Source organism: Aquirufa sp. 5-AUSEE-100C1, assembly GCF_054558655.1.
Genome location: NZ_JBPXKO010000001.1, coordinates 145,460 through 166,045, shown reverse-complemented (window position 1 = coordinate 166,045; position 20,586 = coordinate 145,460). Strand labels below are relative to the sequence as shown.

Below are 20,586 nucleotides of genomic sequence, written 5' to 3'. Positions count from 1 at the left end.
TTTTTAGCGCTTCAGGCTTTGCTTCATCCAAGCCCAAAATTCTGATTCCGATGAAACAAATTCCATCTGCATCGGTAAATAATATAATCGTTGAGCAAGGGTTGGATATCCCGACAAACGTTCCTGAAAACGCATGTAATCCTTGTGAGTCGTTAAAATGGCCGTGTCCGATGAACATTGCTTCGCTATGTATTCCCAATATTGAAAATCAGCCTCATAAAAGGCATAATGATCCTCATAGGATTCTTGGCTTCGAATATCCCCTAATTGCTTGGCATGTTTAAAAAAGGGCATGGGATCCGCAATGCCTGCCACTAAATGCCATTGATTTATCTCTTCCAGATTAGCCCCATCGGGCATTCCATACGTTACTTTTGTATAAAAAACAGGTTGACCGTAGGACTCAAATGCTGCTTTCTTTTCGGCTGATAAAACATCCGGACAGCGATTGACGATAATGGCATTCGCTCTCTTGATTCCTTCCACCGATTCACGCAATCGGCCTAAGGGCAACATTTTATCCGCAAAAAAGGGTTTATCGTAGGTTGTACAAACAAAATTCAAATGGCCTTTAATGGCACGATGCTGGAAGGCATCATCTAAAAATAGCATATCCACCTCGGATTGCAATTTTTCAACCCCCATCACGCGTTTTTCACAAACTGCCACCGTCATCTCGGGCATCATTTTTTTGTAGGCCAAAGGCTCATCCCCCACTTCGCTGGCAGTAGAATCTGAATTGACCATTCGAAAGCCATGGGTCTTCCGACCGTAACCTCTGCTTAAAATCCCTAAACGTTCGTCAAAGGGCCAATTTTGTGCTAAATAAGCGACAAATGGACTTTTGCCGGTACCGCCAACCGCTAAATTCCCGACCACAATCGTTTTTGGCTTTTCGAATGAAGTCGATTGGAAAATGCCATTATCATAGAGCGTGTTTCTCCAGGCAGTAATCTGACCGTAGATTTTGGCTAAACAATAAAAAAGGAGGCGTTTAAACATTCGTTAAAACTACTAAATAAACAATTCAATAGAAAATAATAACTTGCAGGCATGATTCAACTGAAAGCCCATACTTTACATTTTCACTTTGAAGCGGGTACTTCACGGGGTGTATTGACCGAGAAAACAAGTTACTTTATCCAGATTGAAAAAAATGGAAAAAAGGGAATCGGGGAAGCGGGGCCCTTGAAGGGATTAAGTCCGGAATTTGAGGCAGATTGTTCAGAGACCTTTCAGCGAATCATACAATCCTTACCCGAGTTGCCCACATCGTTTGATGCTATCTCAAACTATATTGAAAACATCCCTTTTGAATATCCTTCCCTTCGCATGGCCATGGAAATGGCTTTAATTGATTGGATGAATCAGGGCAATGGGCTCTATTTCAGTAATCCATTTTCCTTACAAGAGCAGCCGATTCGGATAAATGGCTTGATTTGGATGGGGAATCCCGCCTTCATGCGAAAGCAGATTGATGCCAAATTGGCGGATGGTTATAATTGCCTGAAACTTAAAATAGGTGCCATTGATTTTGAACAGGAGATTGAAATCCTGAAGGAAATCAGAAATCGCTACAGTCCTGCAGAGCTGGAAATTCGAGTGGATGCCAATGGGGCTTTCCGGGTCAAAGAAGCTGAAGCCAAACTCGAACGCCTCGCGGCATTTGATTTGCACTCGATCGAACAACCCATTCACGCCGGCCAATGGGACTCCATGCGCGAATTATGTGAACGTAACATCCTTCCCATTGCCTTAGATGAGGAATTAATAGGTGTTCAGAAACGAAAGGAATTACTGGAGGCCATTCAGCCGCCCTACATTATCCTTAAGCCTACTTTATTAGGCGGATTCCAAGCGACAAGATTATGGATTGAGGCAGCAGAATCCTTAGGAATTAAGTGGTGGATTACCTCGGCTTTGGAATCGAACATGGGTTTACAAGCGATCGCTCAGTTCACGGCAAGCTTCTCGAATCCATTACCCCAAGGATTGGGAACGGGACAGTTGTATACCAATAATTTTGAAAGTGGCCTTTATATCCAACAAGGGAATATTTACCAAAAAACTGATGTACAAAGAGCCACGCCTTTTGACTAAAAACGCTATCTTTGTTTTGCAAAAATTAAACTTATCCGCATGAATACGATTGACGAGGCGATGATTGCCATTTTAGAGCAACGATTGAAATTAAGTAAGTTAAGCTACTCAGATGATACCTACGATGATGTAGAGGAGTTGTTACATGACTTAGAAGATGATTTCAACGAAAAATATGGTGATCAGCTCGAAGAGATATTAGAGAAAGTTCACTTGAAACACTGCCCAGAGTCGGACGTATTGCTTCCTACGGCATACTTAGCGAAGAAATTCGTAGAGACGGAAGATGGTGAAGTGGAAATCAGTAAGAAAGAAGGCGTCGAAGTTGAATGGATCGAGGACCCGGCTGCAGCTGCTCGTTTGGTCTTGCTTCCCTCACCTACCCGCGTTTTACTCATGACGCCCAAAGGACTCGAAATTGTCTGGGAAGAAAAGAAATAAAGAAAAAAGGTGAGGAACGAAATCCTCACCTTTTTTTATGCTAACCAATCAATTCCCTTTTTTAAGAGATCCAAGGTTTGTTGGCCCTCTGGATACCCCGAGGCATCATACATATACTCCCAGGATGCCAAAGGAGGTAGACTCATGAGAATCGACTCCGTCCGGCCGTTCGTCTCCAAACCAAATTTGGTTCCGCGATCGTGCACTAAATTGAACTCGACATAGCGTCCCCGACGTAATAATTGAAAATTACGTTCTTGCTCACTTACCGCTTTATTGGCATTTGCCAGCATTAGATGGCTGTAAATAGGCACAAACGATTCACCTACCGACTTGACAAAATCGAAAGTCTTTTCTTTATCCTCTTTTAAATAGTCAAAGAAAATCCCCCCAATCCCACGCGTTTCGTGTCGGTGGGTATTGTAAAAGTAATCATCTGCCCAAGTCTTGTATTTGGCATAGACATCGGGACCGAATGCGTCGCAGGACGCTTTAACTTGCTGGTGAAACCACTTCGCCTGCTCCGGAATAATAATATGTGGGGTCAAATCGATTCCACCGCCAAACCAGGATTGTCCATTACTCAATTCAAAATACCGAACATTCATGTGAATGATGGGTACCCAAGCGTTTATGGGATGCATAACAATGGATACCCCCGTTGCGAAGAATTCAACTTCCTCTGTAACGTTCAAACTCGTGACCATTTTGGGATGCAATGGACCTGATACGGCTGAAAAATTAACTCCTGCTTTTTCTAAAATAGAGCCATTTTGAATCAAACGGGTTCGACCGCCCCCGCCTTCAGGACGATCCCAAAGGTCTTCCACAAATTGACCACTTCCATCGGCAGCCTCAATACCCCGACAAATTCGATCTTGTAGATCACGAAAGTAATCAGCTATTTGCTCTTTAACCATAATTAATTAGGGGAAGAAGTACTGGTATCAGCAGATGACTCCGTTTCCTCAATAATTGAATTTAATGAATCTAACTCAGCGTCAGAAACCTGTAATGAATCAGGTAAAATACTTTCTCCTGCGCCGCAGTCAAAATCCTTTTTGACAACACGTTTATCTAACTTATCGAAAGGCACAGGTTTATACATGGCTAGGGCTGGGTCATTAACCACTTTGATCATAAAGCGCTTGAAAATAGGCAATGCCGTTTTTGATCCTTCACCCAAAGCCCCCGTTCGGAAGTGGATGGAGCGATCATCTCCGCCTACCCAAACACCCGAAATCAGGTTTTGTGTCATCCCAATAAACCATCCATCCGAGTGATTCGAGGTTGTCCCCGTCTTGCCCGCAAAATTATGTGCATATCGATTGTTCCCTGTGGGTAAAAGAACAGCACCATCCCCCCAAAGCAATGAACTTGCTGTTCCTCCTTCGTGTACGACGCCTTCTAACATATATCGCATCAATTGAGCGGATTCTTTTTTAAGAACTCGCTCGGTCGTTGGCTCAAAATTCGCCAACACCTTTCCATTCTGATCTTTAATTTCGGAGATAATCATCGGCTCGACATGAATGCCCTCATTCACAAAGGCCGAATAGGCTCCTATCATCTCGAAGAGAGAAACATCAATTGAACCCAATCCGATCGAGGCAACTGCTTTCATGGGACTTTTGATTCCCATCTTTTTGGCATAATACATGACGGTATCGGGACCTACTACTTCATTGGTTAATCGCGCCGCAACGGTATTTACGGATTTAGCGATGGCACGTTTCAAAGGCATGTGACTGTAAGAGAATGTTCCATCCGCATTGTGGGGATTCCACATTTTCTTTTCACCATTTTCCCCAATGACTTCAATGCTATATGGCGCATCCTCAACCGTAAAGCAAGGTGACACATCCCTTGGCCCATCAATGGCCGCCGCATAAACAAATGGCTTAAAGGTTGAACCTGCTTGACGTTTACTCTGTTTAACGTGATCGTATTTGAAATATTTAAAATCCAATCCCCCAACCCATGCCTTGATATGTCCCGTATACGGATCCAATGTCATCATTCCCGCTTGAAGAAAACGCTTATAATAATTAATGGAATCGAGTGCACTCATTTCCCGCTGCTCCTCGCCCATGGCATTTCGCGAATACACCCACATTTTGCGTTTGACATTTTTCATGTAATGCCAAACCGAATCGGGATTTTTAGGAAAACGAGTCACCAATGCCTTGTAATAATCTGTCCGCTTGGCAGCTGAATCTAAAAAGCCAGGAATTTCGCGTCCCGCTTCATCCACCCAAGGATTTTGTCCCGACCAATGATTATCGAAAGACTTTTGCGTACTCCGCATTCCATCTTCCACGGCTTCCTCCGCATGAATTTGTAGACGCGAGTCTATCGTAGTCATGATTTTCAAGCCATCTCGATATAGGTCAACCTCCATCTCATTGGCTTTTGCCCAATCCTGAATGTATTTCGCGACAGCAACTTTAAAATAATTACCCGTTCCGTCATAGGGAGATTCCTGATTTTCATGCAAGACAATAGGCATAGGTGCCAAAGAATCATATTCCGATTGCTTCAAATATCCCGCCTTAACCATTTGAGCCAAAACAACATTGCGGCGTTTCCAAGCCTTATTTTCAGCCAAGGGCTTACCATCGTAACGTTTTGGATTGTAGGTTGTTGTCGCCTTTTGAAGGCCTACTAAAATAGCCGCTTCTTGAATAGTTAAACTATCCGGTGAAGTATTAAAATAGGTTTTCGATGCGACCTTAATCCCATAGGCATTATTGCCATAGTCTACCGTATTTAAATACCATAAAATAATCTCATCCTTTGTGTAAAAGCGCTCTAATTTGATCGCTGTGACCCACTCTTTGGATTTATAAATGAGTTTATTTAAACCCGGGATATACCCCAAAAGACCCGTTTTGGTGAAACTCTTTTTCGTGCGGGTTTTAAACAAATTCTTCGCCAATTGCTGCGAAATGGTACTTCCTCCTCCGCGATCACCGCCTTTAACAATCCCCACCGCTACACCGGCCCACGCTTGAAAGTCGATCCCCGTATGATCATAAAAACGAGCATCTTCCGTAGCGACTAAGGCCTTCACCAAATACGGTGAAATCAATTTAAAATCACGAATTGGCGTACGGTTTTCCGCAAAATACTTACCTAAAAGAACCCCATCCGCTGAATAAATTTCAGATGCCTGGGATAATTTAGGATTTTGAAGATCATCCACACTTGGCATCGTGCCCGTTAACCAAAAAATATTTGTCTCAATGACAAACAGATAAATACAGATATACAAAAATGTCTTACCCGCAATTCGCCAAACTCGCACAATGGGCTTGTAATATGGGGATTCCTTATCGACACGCGTATCATAATATGCTTGTAATTGATTCCATCTTGACTCATACTCGGTACGAATTAAAAGCACAATGGCTTCCAATTTTGCATAATTCTTTTGCCCCAAAAGCTTTTGCATACCCTTTAGAACAAGGTTAATTAGAATGATCAACATTCGTAACACCCCGTCTTTCAGCAAAGAGTAATAGTTTTTTATCTTTTGAAACATAACTTATTCGGTTTCTAGTTTTTCTAAGATATTCATTAAATCGGTAAAATCCCGAAATCCTGGTCGGTCTTCTTCTCCCGACATCAATCCAATCCCTTTAATCGAGCTTTGCTCAATCCATTCCTCCAAATCATCCTCGGGAATCTCTAAACCCAAAATAATCGGATATTGCGCCGACCAAATTTCGACGGACCCTTCCATTCCTTGCAAGGAATCTGGCCCCTCACCGACTAACAAAAAATGGCTAACATAAGGCGCTGATGCGGCAAATACCGCTGGAAGATTATCCGTATCGATATTAACACGTAAAATTTTAGGAATATCGATATCTTGAATGGCAACTAAATTCACCTTCGTGTCAATTTCTAAAACGTCAGGCTTATATTCTTCAACTTTCGCTTTAATTTCCGCTGCATCGTGTGTAGAAAATTCGCCTACGATTTGCACACCGGCCAACCAGTTACGAATTTCCGTGAATTGATCAATTGAAATTTTCCCGAGCGGGAAACCCAATAAATCCACTCCCATTCCCGCACAATAACGGGCATCGGAAAGATTAGTGATGGCAGAAACTTTAACGAGAGTTTTTAACATAGGGTTTAATCATGCTTAGACGTAAGAACAAAACTACGCTTTCAGAAAAATATATCCTAACTTGCAGGAAATTTTCAACAGGCTTTGAACCTGGATCAGAATATGGAATCAAAAGGACGCGTTTTAGTCGCCATGAGCGGCGGAATCGACAGCTCAGTCGCAGCTGTTTTGTTACACGAACAAGGATATGAGGTCATTGGGATGACCATGAAAACTTGGGACTATGCAAGTTCCGGGGGTGATAAAAAAGAAACCGGCTGTTGTTCCTTGGATTCCATCAACGATGCGCGCCATATTGCCGTTTCACTTGGATTCCCCCACTATATTTTAGATATCCGCGAAGAATTTGGGGATTCTGTGATCGACTACTTTACACAAGAATACGTGGATGGGCGCACCCCCAACCCTTGCGTTATGTGCAATACGCACATCAAATGGGATGCCTTACTCCGCAGAGCAGATCAACTTGGTTGCGAGTTCATTGCAACAGGACACTACGCGCAGATTCGCAAGGAAGGTGGCCGTTACATTATCTCTAAAGGTGTAGATAATTTAAAAGATCAAAGTTACGTGCTTTGGGGTGTTTCTCAATCGAGTTTAGCACGAACCATTCTCCCCTTGGGAGGACTGACTAAAGCCCGCATTCGTGAAATGGCTACCGAACGTGGATTCGTCGACCTCGTCAATAAATCCGAAAGCTATGAAATTTGCTTTGTGCCCGACAATGACTACCGTGGCTTCTTAAAGCGTCGATTACCCGAATTGGAAGCTCAAGTAGCCGGTGGAAATTTTGTGGATGTAAATGGAAAGGTAATAGGCAAACATGAAGGATACCCTTTCTACACAGTTGGCCAACGAAAAGGCTTGGGTAAAGCCTTTGGTTTCCCTGCTTATGTCATTGAAATTAGAAAAGAAACGAATGAAGTTGTGATAGGTCAAGTAGAGGATCTAAACCGTACGGGAATGTGGGTAGGCCAACTGAACCTTCAAAAGTACGCCGAAATACCATCCGATGGAATTGAAACCTTGACCAAGGTACGCTACAAAGATGCCGGAACGGATGCGATCATTCACCAATATTCAGATAAAATCAACGTGGATTTTCACGATGCTGTCAGTGGCATTGCACCGGGTCAAGCAGCCGTATTCTACGAAGGAAATGATGTTATCGGTGGTGGATGGATCCTTAAATCGTACCAGCAGGGTTCGGTATTTGAAAATTACCAATCTTTTGAAGTAAACAAAGCCTAAGTGTAGCTCAAAGCAATTTCGCTTCCTCAGGAGATAATTTCACCTTGATACGTGGCATCTGGATAACTTCCATGTCAAAGATCCGCGAACCATCAATCTTAAATCGCAATGCCGTTTGCTCCGGATGAAAACCATGTTGGCCCGCCGCCCCTGGATTCAAAAAGAGCATATTATTTCGTTTCGCATCCCTTTTCACTTGCAAAATATGGGAGTGTCCACACACGAAAATCATCGGCAATCCCATTGAAAATGCTTCCAATGCATCCGGCTTGTAATTAGAAGGGGCACCGGCAATATGCGTCATGGCGACCGTCACATCTTCACAACGAAAACGCTTGATTTTGGGATACATGTTACGAATCGTTCGATCATCAATGTTGCCATAAACCCCAGCGATAGGCTTCCCATACGCTGCTAATTTATCCGCTAATTCCACCGAACCCCAATCTCCCGCATGCCAAATTTGATCACACTCCTTTAAATGTTCATCTAGGCGAGGGTCTAAATAACTATGTGTATCCGAAAGCAAAACGACCTTAACCATCCCTATTCTGAACGTTTTCCTTTTAATGAAATCAACTTTTCTGAGCTAATTAATTCATTTTTCTTCCAAATAACTCGCTCTTGGTTCAAAGCATCGACCACTTTCGCTTCCTGCTTCACCCAAGCAGGTGAGCCCGCATCCTTCCAAGCGGAATACCAAAAGGACGCTACCCGAGATGAGGCAAGCATCATCCGCTCCGGAATAGAACCCCCCAATTTATTACCATAAGATTGAATAAATGCTTTCGTATAGTACCGTTGCTGCCGGCCATTTCGCTCCACCATCTCAAACGAGCCTGCTTCTCCCAATTCAGCTCGCACCTCTTTTTCTGCGGCAAACATGCGAGGCAACATCGCGTGTGATTCCAACAAAATTTGAAAGATAAAATCTTGTGGTTTAGCGATATATTTAACTCCTTCCACTTGATTCAGCGCATAGGTAGCTAATTGAGCTTCCGGCACCAAACTCTCCCATAAGACGTGCATCCCTTTCTGACCTGTTAATTGACCATCGTGGTTCGCCGTTGTATGCAAAGGCACGTGCGCATCTGACACATAATGGCCTAAATCAGCTGCATAAAAAATAACGGAATCCCGCATCTCATTTTTAAAAGAATGCACCAAACGACCATAAACGCGGTACACCTCCCAAGGCACCAAACCCTCTTTACGCAAACTATCCATTCCATACTTTTGTACTGCCTTTACAAAATCATGCGGTATGGATGTTTTGTAATCTTTCCCAAATAGATGTGCGTCCATATCTAAATAATGCTTCGCATCTTCGGATTTATCATCTCGCCGACGAACATCCGGACGAATCGATTGTTGTACAATATAATCCTGATTGGCATAAAAGTACCCGGCCAAGTCATCCGGCAACTGATAAATTGAAATCTGTTGCAAAGTTTTATGCGCCAAAAACCCCCAAGAGGCACAGACAATTAAAACGAGGATACTAATTCTTTTCATTACTTGATTGATTTACGGATTTTGGCGTGAGGCCATATTGTTTTTTAAACGCTCGGGTAAAATAGGCTGGATCGTTAAAGCCAACTTGATAGGCCACTTCGGATATATTCAAGGAGCTTGTTTCCAATAAAATTTTAGCTTGTTGTAAACGGATTGAACGAATAAACTCATTTCCTGCTAGGGATGTCAAATTCTTCAATTTACGATACAATTGCATCTTACTCATGTCGAGCCCTTTCTCTAAATTATCGACATCAAAATCAGGGTCCGATAAATGTTCAATAATCAACTGCGTTGCCTTCACTAAAAATGCATCTTCAAAAATAGGCATTTTCCCTTCACTCAACTCCTGTTGGATCATTTGTTTCTGCCAATTTTTACGAAGTCTTTCTTTGGCTTCCAAAAGCGTATTTACCCTGATTTCAAGGATATCTGCGTTAAATGGCTTACTAACAAAATCATCTGCCCCCGATTGCATGCCTTCAATTTGGCTTTCCTGCGAACTTTTTGATGTCAAAATAACAATCGGAATATGACTCGTTTTTGAATTTTGGCGAAGTGCACGGCACAAATTGATCCCACTCATCCCCGGCATCATCCAGTCGGTAATCACCAAATCCGGCAAATATACCTGAGCTTGCTCCAGCGCATCCTCACCCCGATCCGAGTAAAGCACTTGGAATCGATTCTCAAAAATTTCACCAATAAACGTGCGCATTTCTGCATGATCATCCACCACCAACAGAATAGGTTTTTCCTTTTCGATCGCATCAGAAACGGATATAACGGGTAACTTCATGGTTGGAATGCTTTGATCAACATTCCTCACCCAGCTCTTTTCAAAAGCCTCAAGTTCCACAGGAAACTGAAGCGTAAACGCACTGCCCTCCCCGAGACGACTCTTAACCTGAATATCACCCCGATGCAGCTGCATCAACTCCTTGCAGAGCGATAAACCCACCCCAGTTCCAACGACCTGTGCGGCATCTGGGATTTGATAAAAACGATCAAAAACATGGGGTAAATGAGACTCCGATATCCCTCTCCCGGTATCCAATACCTTTAATTTTACATTTCGAACATGGGATAGTTTACCTACAAATACCTCATCCAATTCTAAGACGACCCCTATTTTTCCGTCCTCAGGTGTATGCTTGAAGGCATTCGACAAAAGATTGCTTAAACACTTTTCAAGAATGTCAGCATCATAATATACCCACAAGGACTCCACCGGAAATTCATGCTTCAAACTTATTTGCTTTTGCAACGCATAGGATTCAAAACCTTGAATAATCTGATTCAGTTGCGAAATCATGTCATGTTTAGCAATGATAGGATGTTGCTTACCTGCCTCAATTTTGGAAAGATCTAATAACTGGTTAATCAATCGAAGTAATTTCTGCGCATTCTGATGTATAGACTGTAATCGTCCTTCTTGCTCCTTGGGTAGGGAATTATTTTTCAAAAAGTATTTCTCTATCGGACTAATAATTAGGGTCAAAGGAGTCCGAAGCTCATGGGAAATATTGGTAAAAAATGAAGTCTTGATCTGTTCAAGTTCTTTAATCCGTTCTTTCTCAATCTCTTTCAAGCGTATATCCGTCCGAAAAGATTCGCGGATTTGTATTTCGCGCATGAAAGCATAGACGATTCCCACCAAAGAAATGAAATACAACAAATAAGCCCACCAAGTACGATACCATGGTGGCAAGACCTCTATTTGTAGCTCCACTGGATTTTCGCCCCAAACACCATCTGAATTCGTTGCCTTTACTTTAAAAGTATAGGTTCCCGGACTCAAATTGGTATAAGTTGCCGTCCGCTGTGTACCTACATAGTTCCAATCCTCATCAAAACCCTCCAGCATATAGGCATAGCGATTGTTCTTAGGTCTTTGGTATTCAATCGCAACAAAGTCCAAACTAAATACAGATTGCTCAGGTTGCAAAACCAAGGTTTTCAAATCAGGTAAATCGGATGTTAAGGGCGAATTGGGAGCACCCACGGCTACTGATTTATTGAAGATTTTTAAGCCCGTTAAATACACATGCGGAACATCTAAACGCATTCGTAGACTATCCGATTTTAAATAGTTCAAACCATTCACCCCCCCAAAAAACAACCAGCCTTGTTTGTTTTTAGCATGCGCTGTTATGATGAATTCCTTCCCTTGTAAGCCATCCGCATCATCATAATTCACGAATTTGAATGTTTTAGCATCCATTTTCGAAATACCCCCATTGGTCGTCAACCATAGATCCCCCTTCTTATCTTCCTCCATCCCACGAAGTGTATTACTTCCGAGACCATCAGCAACGGTAAATACTCGAAATCCTTTTGAATCACCCAAATAAAGATGTAATCCCCCACCATTCGTTAAAATCCATATACGGCCTTGGCGATCCTGTTTAATACAAGTAATATGATTGTACTTTAAACTATTGGAAGAATTATTTTTTTCAAAATGAATGGTTCTATTAGACCTAGGGTTATAAACATAAATACCGTGCATCGTAGTACCTATCCAAATTCGACCGTCAATCCCGTGTAAAATGCTATTGATGTTTTTATTTCGAAGCTCAGTATTACTAAAACGGCCAAATGGATTTTGGAAAGACTTATTTTTCAAATCAAAAGCAAATAAGCCTTTGCTTTGTGTTCCTAGAAGTAGACGATTCCCATCTAACAAGGAAGATGTCCAGTTCATTCCAACTTCTCCTAAACGAAAAGGATATGATTTCAAATCATTGGGGGGAGTAAAATGATATAATCCTTTACCCCAGGCGGCTATCCAGACAGATCCATCGGGTAATGCTTGCAAAAGATTGACATCAAAGCCTGTTGTTACATTCAACTTATTGACGACAGCCTCATTTACCAAATGCTTAACTTTCCCTGTCTTATGATTAAAGAAAGACAGACCTACATTACTACCCAACCAAACACCTTGATCATTTCCAGCACTCAGAGAAGTAACTTTATTGCTCAATAAGCCCTGAAATGTATTGGGTTTATAACGCAACACAGAAAAACGAGACTTCTGAAAGAAACTAATGTTTAATCCTGCCTCCCAAGTTCCAATCCACGTATTTCGATTGGAATCCGTAAACAAACTCATCACCGAAAAAGACGAAATCCCTAACTCCGGATCAGGGTTTGAGGGAATATGCTTGGCATGTCCAAAATCTTCTCCATTCAAGGTATAAACCCCGTTATCCGTACCAATCCATAAATTACCTTGCGCATCATGAATCAAAGAACTGACAATATTTTGACGAGAAAGCGGCTCCTTTGAAGTATAAAACACATTGGAAAATTTTTGATTTTCAGGATTAAATCGAAAGAGGCCTTTACCTTCCGTACCCACTAGAAGATCACCCGTTTTGGATTCATATAAAGCCCGAACGCGGTAAGAGGATGACATTGTTTTTCCTGAAAAATCAAATGGAATAATTACCCGTTTCCCTCCATAAGAAATTAATTGACCCGTTTTGGTGCCTAACCAAATACTTCCATTGCTGTGTTTATACAATCGGACGGCATCTTTGACAAGCGGATGGTTAAATTCAGATTCATTCAACAAAAATTGATTTGTTTTTGAATCAAAAGCCAATAAGCCTACACCCACCGCGGTTGCAAATATTCGATGATTTTCTACTCGGAGCAACGAGGAAATCGTCAAGGAAGAAAAATCAATACCCCTAATCTTCTGCCTAAACCTCAGTATTTTTCCTGTTTTTAAATCAATTTTATTAAGCCCAGAACTCCTGGCAGCCACCCAAATGTTACCTTCATCATCTTCAACAACCGATGAAATATCACTTCCACTTAATGTGTTTACTTCCCCCGGGTCATGACGATATATGACAAACGAATGCCCATCATAGCGATTTAATCCGTCAGCAGTCGCAAACCAAAGAAATCCACGCTTATCCTGTATTATCTTAAAAACCGTACTCTGAGAGAGACCTGAAGCGGTACTTAAGCGTTCATAACGCTGCGGGGGTTGGGCCTTTGCGACAAAACAAAGAAACAACAAACAAATCCATAGGTATCGTTTAATCGCCATCATAATTCAGATAGCTAAAATAGAAAAATTATCACCAAGTCCTTGCCGAATTAACAGGGTCTTACTGAAGAAAATCTTAGCATATTCTTTTCAAGACAATACTTTGCAAGAATAATCCTTGAATTTGAAAGATTTGTCCCAATCCAAAACGAATTCAAGAGCTAGATTTGCTTAGGCTTTGAAATCAAAGACAACCGTGTAATTCAAGGTTAGCACTATGGTAAAAACATTTATTTCTTTTTCGGCGAAAAATGCCGACAATAAATTGCCAAAATACCAGCAGCTGATTAACTCCCTGCTGCGCGACATTGAGATGGGTGAATTAAAACCCGGCGAGCGACTTCCGTCGATCAACGAAGCATCTGAAGAATGCTACCTCTCTCGAGACACCGTTGAACGCGCTTACACCGAATTACACAAAATGGGGGTCATCACCTCCATCTTTCGCAAAGGTTATTTTATTTCAGACTCCAAGGTTAAAACGAAAACCAAAGTATTGTTTTTAGTAGGAAAAATCACCAATACCAATAAAGTTGTTTTCGATTCCTTCTGCGAATCTTTGGGAAAAAACGTCATGGTAGACATATACACCTACCAATACAAAACGAGCCAATTTCAGGAGATTATGTCTCAGCAATTGGGGAATTACCATTATTATGTGATTATGCCTCATTTAATTGAGGAAGAGGAGGAGAACATTAAATGCCTCAAGAAGATTTCGGGAGACCGCCTAATTCTTTTGGACCAAAATTTCAATAGCATTTCGCATGCGCACGCGAGTATCGTGAGCCAACCGAAAGAGCAATTGATCGCTTTATTTGAAAACCAACTAAACCTGTTTAATAAGTACCACTCATTTAATTTGGTTGTGACTGAGGAAGATTACTTCGATCCTGCCTTGATTAATGGGTGTAGTGAATTCTGCGAATCCAATGGATTGGATTTTCAAGTATTGGATGGCCTCGAAGTGGACGATGTGCGTGATGGGGTAATTTATTTCACCCTTGACGACCAAGATTTGGTTCAGGCCATCAAATACGCAGAAGCAAACAAATTAAGCATTGGTCAGCAAGTGGGACTTATCGCCTTTAACGATTCACACTTCAAAGAAATATTGGTGGGAGGTATTTCTGTTCTTTCGAATCAACCGACAAGAATGGGCGAAATGGCCGCTCAACTCATTAACGACAACGATAAGGGTAGCCATGAACTCGCGCTACAATTCATCACAAGAAAATCACTTTAGGGTTTAATTTGCAAAAAGGGGTCATGACATTCATGACCTCATTTTTTTTGCATGCGCAATGTTCCGACGGATCCCATTGATTTTCGTCCGATTGATCGCTGAATAGCGAAATAGAGATTTAAATAAATCTTCTGAGAGTCCCTCCCAATCCGATTTAGACAGGCCCAACATGGTTTGATTCGGTTCAAAACGAGCTTCTAAATGCGGCTTCGAATGTCGGTTCCATGGACAAACATCCTGGCATATATCACACCCAAAGATCCAATCCTCAAAATCCTGATGCAAGGCAATCGGTGAATTTTCTTTCAGCTCAATGGTGAAATAAGAAATGCATTTAGAACCATCAACTACATAGGGAGTGATAGCATCCGTCGGGCATGCATCGATACAACGCGTACAGGTACCGCAAAAATCTTTGATTGGACCATCGGAGGTAGCCGGTAGATCAATCAATAATTCAGCAATAAAGAAAAAACTACCCTGTTTGGGGATGATGAGATTCGCATTTTTACCTATCCAACCAATACCCGACTTTCTTGCCCAAGCTTTTTCCAAGACCGGTGCAGAATCCACAAACATGCGTCCCTGTATCTCCCCTAGCTCATTTTGAATATCATCCCAAAGTTCCTGCATTTTATCCTTGATAACCCGGTGATAATCCTCACCCCAGGCGTATTTAGAGACTTTAAAGGAATCAGCTAAGGGTTGGAAAGATTCAGATGGGAAATAATTGTAGACGAGCGAAACGACTGTTTGGCAGCCATCCACCAACAAACGAGGATCGAGCCTTTTGTCAAAGTGATTAGCCATATAGGCCATTTCACCCTGCATGTTTTGATTTAGCCAAGCTTCAAATTTAGGGGCTTCCTCCTCCAAAAAATCCGCCTGCGAAATGCCACAAAAAGCAAAGCCATGTTTTTGGGCTAAACGCTTAATGGTTTGTGCATTGGAGGAAGCTGACTGATTCATGTGCCATAAAATTACGAAGCTATGTGAATTTATGCCAAACTGTCAGAAAATACTTTCTGGTCTATGATTTGTGTAGCCAAAAAGCATATTAATTTTGCCTTATGAAAAAGAAAGAGAACGAACAGCCAATTGAAGACTCAACAACGCAAGAGCCGATCACAGATGCGGCTACTGAAGCGACCAATACTGAGGAACAAGTAGCTCCGGATGAGTTAGAGGAAATGAAAAAGAAATACCTGCTTTTATATGCAGATTTCGAGAATTTCAGAAAAAATAAAGCAAAAGAACGTATCGAATTGTTACAAACTGCAGCTGCCGGTGTCATCACAGATTTGTTGCCAAGTATTGATAACTATGAGCGGGCCTTAGCCAATGCACCTGAAGGTGAGATTTCCGAAGGAATTCAATTGATATTTAAAGGGATACTTAATACCCTTCAAACCAAAGGGTTAAAGGAATTACCGGCTAAGGGGGAGGTATTTAATGCCGACTTTCATGATTGCATTACACAATACCCCGCTCCTTCTGAAGAAGACAAAGGAAAGGTACTCGACGTGCTTGAAAAAGGATATACATTAAACGATAAAGTCATTCGCTTTGCAAAAGTGGTGGTAGGAAATTAATTCAAAAATGGCTCAAAAAAGAGATTATTACGAGGTTCTTGGCGTATCTAAGTCGGCAAGCGAAGAGGAAATCAAAAAAGCTTACCGCAAATTAGCCGTTAAATATCACCCGGATAAAAATCCAGATGATAAGGAATCGGAGGAGAAATTTAAGGAAGCTGCTGAAGCCTACGAGGTATTAAGCAATAGCCAAAAGAAAGCGCAGTATGATCGTTTCGGTCATGCGGGCATGGGTGGTGCTGCAGGTGGCGGTTTCGGTGGCCAAGGAATGAACATGGAGGATATCTTCTCGCAATTCGGCGATATTTTCGGCGGAGGGGATGATAGTCCTTTTGGTAGTTTCTTTGGCGGAGGTGGTCGCGGAGGACGTCGTCAGCGCAAGGGAACTGATCTACGAATCAAGTTGAAGCTCAACTTGGAAGAAATCGCGAACGGAGTTGAAAAGAAAATCAAGGTAAAACGCCATGTGGCTTGTAAAACCTGCTCAGGCAACGGGTCTAAAAACGGTACTGATTTAAAGACTTGTGGAACTTGTCAGGGATCGGGTCAGGTAAAAAGAGTCCAGCAAACTATGTTGGGCCAAATGGTTACCTCATCTACCTGCCCTACCTGTTCTGGAGAAGGAAAAAGCGTGGGCGCCAAATGTGATGCTTGCTTCGGCGAGGGTCGCGTGCTTGAGGAGGAAATCATCCCGATTAAAATTCCTGCGGGTGTTTCCAACGACATGCAATTATCGATGTCGGGCAAAGGAAATGTACCTCCCCGCGGTGGTGTGGCCGGTGATTTATTAATAGTTATCGAAGAAGAGGCCCATGAGGTCTTGCACCGTGATGGAAACAATGTCATTTACGATTTATACATTAGTTTCGTGGATGCAGCCTTAGGAACATCTGTAGAAGTTCCAACCATCGGTGGCAAGGCGAAAATCAGCATCGATGCCGGTACGCAAGGAGGCAAAATCCTTCGCTTAAAAGGCAAAGGAATTAAAGAGTTGAATGGATATTCGATTGGAGACCAATTAGTTCACGTAAATATTTGGACGCCGAAGCAGGTCAACAAAGAGGAACGTGAGTTATTGGAGAAATTAAGAGAATCTGAAAACTTTGCGCCCCAACCCGGAAAATCGGAAAAGGGATTCTTCCATAAGGTGAGAGATATGTTTTCTTAGACGTTAGACGTTGGACGTTAGATAAAAAAAGCCCAAGCATGACGCTCGGGCTTTTTTTATGAATCAATACGCTCTAATTGAATTGTTTACTCCACTTATCAACAGGCGCTAGAATAGACGCATATCGATTCGCGGGTATCGGTGAATTCGTCAGAATTGAACCAATAATACTCATCTCATACCAGGCAATTTGAATATCGCGATCATGTCCCCGAACGGAATCACCCGATAAATAATAGTTCAAAGCTCGATCATTGCGAGAAATCATCGTTTTGGAAATATCAAGTGCTTTAGTATAATCCCCAACTTCAATGAAAAGGGCAACCATCCTTGCCGAGAACTGATCGTAAGGAATTACCTTATCTGGCATTACTTTCTCCAAATGATTTAGTACTTTCTTCGCCATCGCATTATTCCCTTCTTGAATAAATTGATCAGCCAAACGAAGCGTACTTAAACGTAAAGTAACACTCGGAATACCCATGTAAAAATCACCATGGTAATAGATTTTATCATCATTTAATCCTCGCCAATACATTTTGTTCAACATATTATCAGCCATGATCTTAGAATCAACAAAACCATCTAAGGCTCCTGGTATTTTAAATGGCATTAATCGATACGCATAGCCCTCTAATTGCATGCTTTCCTTAAGTCCCAAATATTGATCTCCTGGTAAGGTAGATGCGAAATAAATAGGACGCTTCCAGCCATTTACCGCATTATTGGCAATAATCTCCAATTGAATCAACTCCCCTTTAAAGATATTCTTAGAAGGTAATTTCCAGCCCATAATTCCAGCCGTGATCGGTGCATAGCGTTTAGGAAACCATTTTTCATTGGTAACTTGAGCAACATTCACAGGTATCGTAAGCGAATCACATGGAAAGGTGAAAATCGTCTCTCCCATCGACGTTTGCGCTTGGATCGTTGGTGATTCTTTATGCAACAAATCCAAATAATCCGGCAAGGACATTGAAAGAATATTCTTATTTTCATCATACATGATCTGATCATTCACTCCCTCCAAAAATTGATCTTTCGTTAAACTAATAGGAAGTGGAGCCGACTCATAAGTCTGACGCTTCATTTGATCGATGTACCAATCCGTACCCAATAAAGACAAATTACATACACGAACATCCGTGCGGAAACCTTCTACCTCTTGCACATACCATAGCGGGAATGTATCATTATCACCGCCCGTAAATAGGATCGCATTAGGCGCACAAGAATTCAACAGATTCTTGGCAAAATCAATCTGATGATAGCGACCACTGCGATCATGATCATCCCAGTTTTGTTGTGCCAAAATCACAGGTGCTGAAAAACTAAATACGGTCAATAAGGCCCATCGAACTTGCGGTGCCTTAATCAATTTAGTTAACCATTCAGCCAACTGCATCACGCCTAAGCCAGCCCAAATTGCCAAGAAATAAAAAGAACCTACATAAATGTAATCCCGTTCACGTGGCTCCGCGGGAGGTGAATTCAGATAGACTGCAAGCGCAATGCCCGATAAGACAAACATCATGATAGTTACCAAAAAGTCTTTTTCATTCTTGCGATAAAGCAAATAGAACCCTAAAAGCACCATGATAATCGGCAAATAATAATAGTTATTCCGCGCCTTATTATTCTTTAAAACATCGGGCAAATTACTTTCATCCTCAAACGGATTCGAAATCGCATAAGCGCCTTCTAAATCACTTTCCCGACCGATAAAATTCCACAACAGGTAACGCGTATACATATTTCCCAATTGATGCGTAAACATGAAACGGAGATTGTCCCCAAAGCTAGGCTTCTGACCCGCTGGAATACCCAACATCTCCTGATACATCTGAACATGAGATCCCGAATTACTCCAAACGCGTGGCAACAACATTTGTTGGTCCTTCTGATAAACGTACTCCGGCTTGTTCGTATAAACCTCATATTTACCATCCTTCATCTTATAAACATCCTCACCTTTCTTAAAATCCTCAATTTGCGCCGTATAAACCGGACCATACAACAAGGAACGAGAACCATATTGTTCACGCTTTAAATACTTCAAGAAATTCAAGATGTTACTCGGATCATTTTCATTAATCGGTGGATTGTATCCTGAACGTACCAAAGCAACCGTGTAAGTTGAATAGCCAATCAATAAAAATACGAAAGAAAATAAGGCCATGTTCAACAACAATTTACCATGTTGGTAAGAATAGCGTATCCCAAAAACAACCGCAGCCAAAAGACATAAAAGGAAGAAAATAGCTCCTGAACCATAGCCCATCCCTAGGTTATTAACGAACTGCAATTCAAACCAAAAAGCTACAGATGGCAAACCCGGAATAACCCCAGAATTAATAATTCCTAAAATAAACAAGCCCACTAAAACGGCGATAAAACCACCTTTGTAAGTTGGTGTTTCCGTCTTCTTAAAATACCATAACAAGGCTAACGCAGGCAAGGTAACTAAGTTCAATAAGTGGACCCCGATTGATAAGCCAACTAAGTAGGCGATAAACAAAATCCAACGATTCGCTTTGGCTTCATCATCCACCAATTCCCATTTAAATGCCGCCCAAACGACGATTGCTGTAAAGAAAGAGGACATCGCATATACCTCGGCTTCTACCGCGGAGAACCAAAAAGTATCTGAAAACGCATAAATCAATGAACCTACTGCTCCGGATAACAATAGAATCGCTCCCTCAGACTGAGACAATTCAGCAAATGGCTTTCGAAGTACCTTTCGACCTATCATTACGATGGTCCAATGCATAAATAGAATGGTAAACGCACTTGACACCACCGACATCATATTAATCCAAAAGGCCACACGTGTCACATCCCCTAAGGCTAAAAAGGAGAACATCCGACCAATTAACAGGAATAAAGGAGCTCCAGGAGGGTGCGGCACCTGTAATTTATAGGCACAAGCAATAAACTCACCACAGTCCCAAAAAGAGGCTGTAGGCTCAACAGTTAATGTGTATGTAACAAGTGAAATAAGAAAGACAATCCAACCAACCAGGTTATTATTGCGTTGAAAATTTTGCATAGGTTATAATTAAA

General features: G+C 41.8%; 15 protein-coding genes. 6 read left to right on the top strand and 9 right to left on the bottom strand.

Annotated features, from left to right (window positions below):
- Positions 1 to 3: 3 nt before the first annotated feature.
- A complete protein-coding gene (gene lpxK / locus ACMH5P_RS00745) occupies positions 4 to 1,002 on the bottom strand; it encodes a tetraacyldisaccharide 4'-kinase (protein WP_459492404.1) in 999 nt (332 codons plus the stop codon).
- A gap of 51 nt (positions 1,003 to 1,053) precedes the next feature.
- Here lpxK and ACMH5P_RS00740 point away from each other — a divergent pair, with 51 nt between their 5' ends.
- Both ACMH5P_RS00740 and ACMH5P_RS00735 read left to right on the top strand, forming a co-directional pair.
- The gene (locus ACMH5P_RS00740) at positions 1,054 to 2,100 is read left to right on the top strand and encodes an o-succinylbenzoate synthase (RefSeq protein WP_459492403.1); all 1,047 of its coding nucleotides are present in this window, start codon (positions 1,054 to 1,056) and stop codon (positions 2,098 to 2,100) included.
- A gap of 39 nt (positions 2,101 to 2,139) precedes the next feature.
- Entirely contained in the window at positions 2,140 to 2,541 is a 402-nt protein-coding gene (locus tag ACMH5P_RS00735) for a hypothetical protein (RefSeq protein WP_459492402.1), read from the top strand.
- 35 nt (positions 2,542 to 2,576) lie between these two features.
- Here ACMH5P_RS00735 and hemF read toward each other — a convergent pair whose 3' ends face one another.
- From hemF to ACMH5P_RS00720, 3 genes are read right to left on the bottom strand one after another with little or no spacing between them, the layout of a single operon-like run.
- Positions 2,577 to 3,461: an oxygen-dependent coproporphyrinogen oxidase gene (gene hemF, locus ACMH5P_RS00730; RefSeq protein ID WP_459492401.1), complete on the bottom strand. Its 885-nt coding sequence runs from the start codon at positions 3,459 to 3,461 to the stop codon at positions 2,577 to 2,579.
- 2 nt (positions 3,462 to 3,463) lie between these two features.
- Positions 3,464 to 6,085, bottom strand: a complete 2,622-nt coding sequence (locus tag ACMH5P_RS00725) for a transglycosylase domain-containing protein (protein WP_459492400.1) — start codon at positions 6,083 to 6,085, stop codon at positions 3,464 to 3,466.
- A gap of 3 nt (positions 6,086 to 6,088) precedes the next feature.
- Positions 6,089 to 6,679, bottom strand: coding sequence for an N-(5'-phosphoribosyl)anthranilate isomerase (locus ACMH5P_RS00720; protein WP_459492399.1), 591 nt, complete (start codon positions 6,677 to 6,679; stop codon positions 6,089 to 6,091).
- 102 nt (positions 6,680 to 6,781) lie between these two features.
- On the opposite strand from ACMH5P_RS00720, the gene mnmA reads away from it, so the two are divergent.
- Entirely contained in the window at positions 6,782 to 7,930 is a 1,149-nt protein-coding gene (gene mnmA / locus ACMH5P_RS00715; protein ID WP_459492398.1) for a tRNA 2-thiouridine(34) synthase MnmA, read from the top strand.
- Between the two features lie 7 nt (positions 7,931 to 7,937).
- Here the strand turns inward: mnmA and ACMH5P_RS00710 are convergent, their stop codons facing one another.
- Genes ACMH5P_RS00710 through ACMH5P_RS00700 form a run of 3 tightly spaced genes read right to left on the bottom strand, consistent with a single transcriptional unit; the run spans position 7,938 to position 13,517 of the window.
- Positions 7,938 to 8,474: a metallophosphoesterase family protein gene (locus ACMH5P_RS00710; RefSeq protein ID WP_459492397.1), complete on the bottom strand. Its 537-nt coding sequence runs from the start codon at positions 8,472 to 8,474 to the stop codon at positions 7,938 to 7,940.
- 2 nt (positions 8,475 to 8,476) lie between these two features.
- Complete coding sequence (locus ACMH5P_RS00705; RefSeq protein ID WP_459492396.1) at positions 8,477 to 9,445, bottom strand: zinc dependent phospholipase C family protein; 969 nt, start codon at positions 9,443 to 9,445, stop codon at positions 8,477 to 8,479.
- The gene (locus ACMH5P_RS00700; protein ID WP_459492395.1) at positions 9,432 to 13,517 is read right to left on the bottom strand and encodes a hybrid sensor histidine kinase/response regulator transcription factor; all 4,086 of its coding nucleotides are present in this window, start codon (positions 13,515 to 13,517) and stop codon (positions 9,432 to 9,434) included. The genes ACMH5P_RS00705 and ACMH5P_RS00700 overlap by 14 nt, the downstream gene beginning before the upstream one ends.
- Before the next feature lie 214 nt (positions 13,518 to 13,731).
- On the opposite strand from ACMH5P_RS00700, the gene ACMH5P_RS00695 reads away from it, so the two are divergent.
- On the top strand, positions 13,732 to 14,760 hold the full coding sequence (locus ACMH5P_RS00695) for a GntR family transcriptional regulator (protein ID WP_459492394.1): 1,029 nt from the start codon (positions 13,732 to 13,734) through the stop codon (positions 14,758 to 14,760).
- A gap of 30 nt (positions 14,761 to 14,790) precedes the next feature.
- Here the strand turns inward: ACMH5P_RS00695 and queG are convergent, their stop codons facing one another.
- Positions 14,791 to 15,729: a tRNA epoxyqueuosine(34) reductase QueG gene (gene queG, locus ACMH5P_RS00690; RefSeq protein ID WP_459492393.1), complete on the bottom strand. Its 939-nt coding sequence runs from the start codon at positions 15,727 to 15,729 to the stop codon at positions 14,791 to 14,793.
- Between the two features lie 101 nt (positions 15,730 to 15,830).
- Between queG and ACMH5P_RS00685 the strand changes: the two genes are divergently transcribed.
- Positions 15,831 to 16,352 (top strand): nucleotide exchange factor GrpE, encoded by a 522-nt coding sequence (locus ACMH5P_RS00685; protein ID WP_459492392.1) that lies wholly within the window; start codon positions 15,831 to 15,833, stop codon positions 16,350 to 16,352.
- Between the two features lie 7 nt (positions 16,353 to 16,359).
- Positions 16,360 to 17,520: a molecular chaperone DnaJ gene (gene dnaJ / locus ACMH5P_RS00680; RefSeq protein ID WP_459492391.1), complete on the top strand. Its 1,161-nt coding sequence runs from the start codon at positions 16,360 to 16,362 to the stop codon at positions 17,518 to 17,520.
- A gap of 73 nt (positions 17,521 to 17,593) precedes the next feature.
- Here dnaJ and ACMH5P_RS00675 read toward each other — a convergent pair whose 3' ends face one another.
- Entirely contained in the window at positions 17,594 to 20,572 is a 2,979-nt protein-coding gene (locus ACMH5P_RS00675) for a glycosyltransferase family 117 protein (RefSeq protein ID WP_459492390.1), read from the bottom strand.
- Positions 20,573 to 20,586: the final 14 nt, after the last annotated feature.

Excerpts from the sequence above, each read along its gene's own strand:
- lpxK (WP_459492404.1), bottom strand. The coding sequence starts at position 1,002 with ATGTTTAAACGCCTCCTTTTTTATTGTTTAGCCAAAATCTACGGTCAG.
- ACMH5P_RS00740 (WP_459492403.1), top strand. The coding sequence starts at position 1,054 with ATGATTCAACTGAAAGCCCATACTTTACATTTTCACTTTGAAGCGGGT.
- ACMH5P_RS00735 (WP_459492402.1), top strand. The coding sequence starts at position 2,140 with ATGAATACGATTGACGAGGCGATGATTGCCATTTTAGAGCAACGATTG.
- hemF (WP_459492401.1), bottom strand. The coding sequence starts at position 3,461 with ATGGTTAAAGAGCAAATAGCTGATTACTTTCGTGATCTACAAGATCGA.
- ACMH5P_RS00725 (WP_459492400.1), bottom strand. The coding sequence starts at position 6,085 with ATGTTTCAAAAGATAAAAAACTATTACTCTTTGCTGAAAGACGGGGTG.
- ACMH5P_RS00720 (WP_459492399.1), bottom strand. The coding sequence starts at position 6,679 with ATGTTAAAAACTCTCGTTAAAGTTTCTGCCATCACTAATCTTTCCGAT.
- mnmA (WP_459492398.1), top strand. The coding sequence starts at position 6,782 with ATGGAATCAAAAGGACGCGTTTTAGTCGCCATGAGCGGCGGAATCGAC.
- ACMH5P_RS00710 (WP_459492397.1), bottom strand. The coding sequence starts at position 8,474 with ATGGTTAAGGTCGTTTTGCTTTCGGATACACATAGTTATTTAGACCCT.
- ACMH5P_RS00705 (WP_459492396.1), bottom strand. The coding sequence starts at position 9,445 with ATGAAAAGAATTAGTATCCTCGTTTTAATTGTCTGTGCCTCTTGGGGG.
- ACMH5P_RS00700 (WP_459492395.1), bottom strand. The coding sequence starts at position 13,517 with ATGATGGCGATTAAACGATACCTATGGATTTGTTTGTTGTTTCTTTGT.
- ACMH5P_RS00695 (WP_459492394.1), top strand. The coding sequence starts at position 13,732 with ATGGTAAAAACATTTATTTCTTTTTCGGCGAAAAATGCCGACAATAAA.
- queG (WP_459492393.1), bottom strand. The coding sequence starts at position 15,729 with ATGAATCAGTCAGCTTCCTCCAATGCACAAACCATTAAGCGTTTAGCC.
- ACMH5P_RS00685 (WP_459492392.1), top strand. The coding sequence starts at position 15,831 with ATGAAAAAGAAAGAGAACGAACAGCCAATTGAAGACTCAACAACGCAA.
- dnaJ (WP_459492391.1), top strand. The coding sequence starts at position 16,360 with ATGGCTCAAAAAAGAGATTATTACGAGGTTCTTGGCGTATCTAAGTCG.
- ACMH5P_RS00675 (WP_459492390.1), bottom strand. The coding sequence starts at position 20,572 with ATGCAAAATTTTCAACGCAATAATAACCTGGTTGGTTGGATTGTCTTT.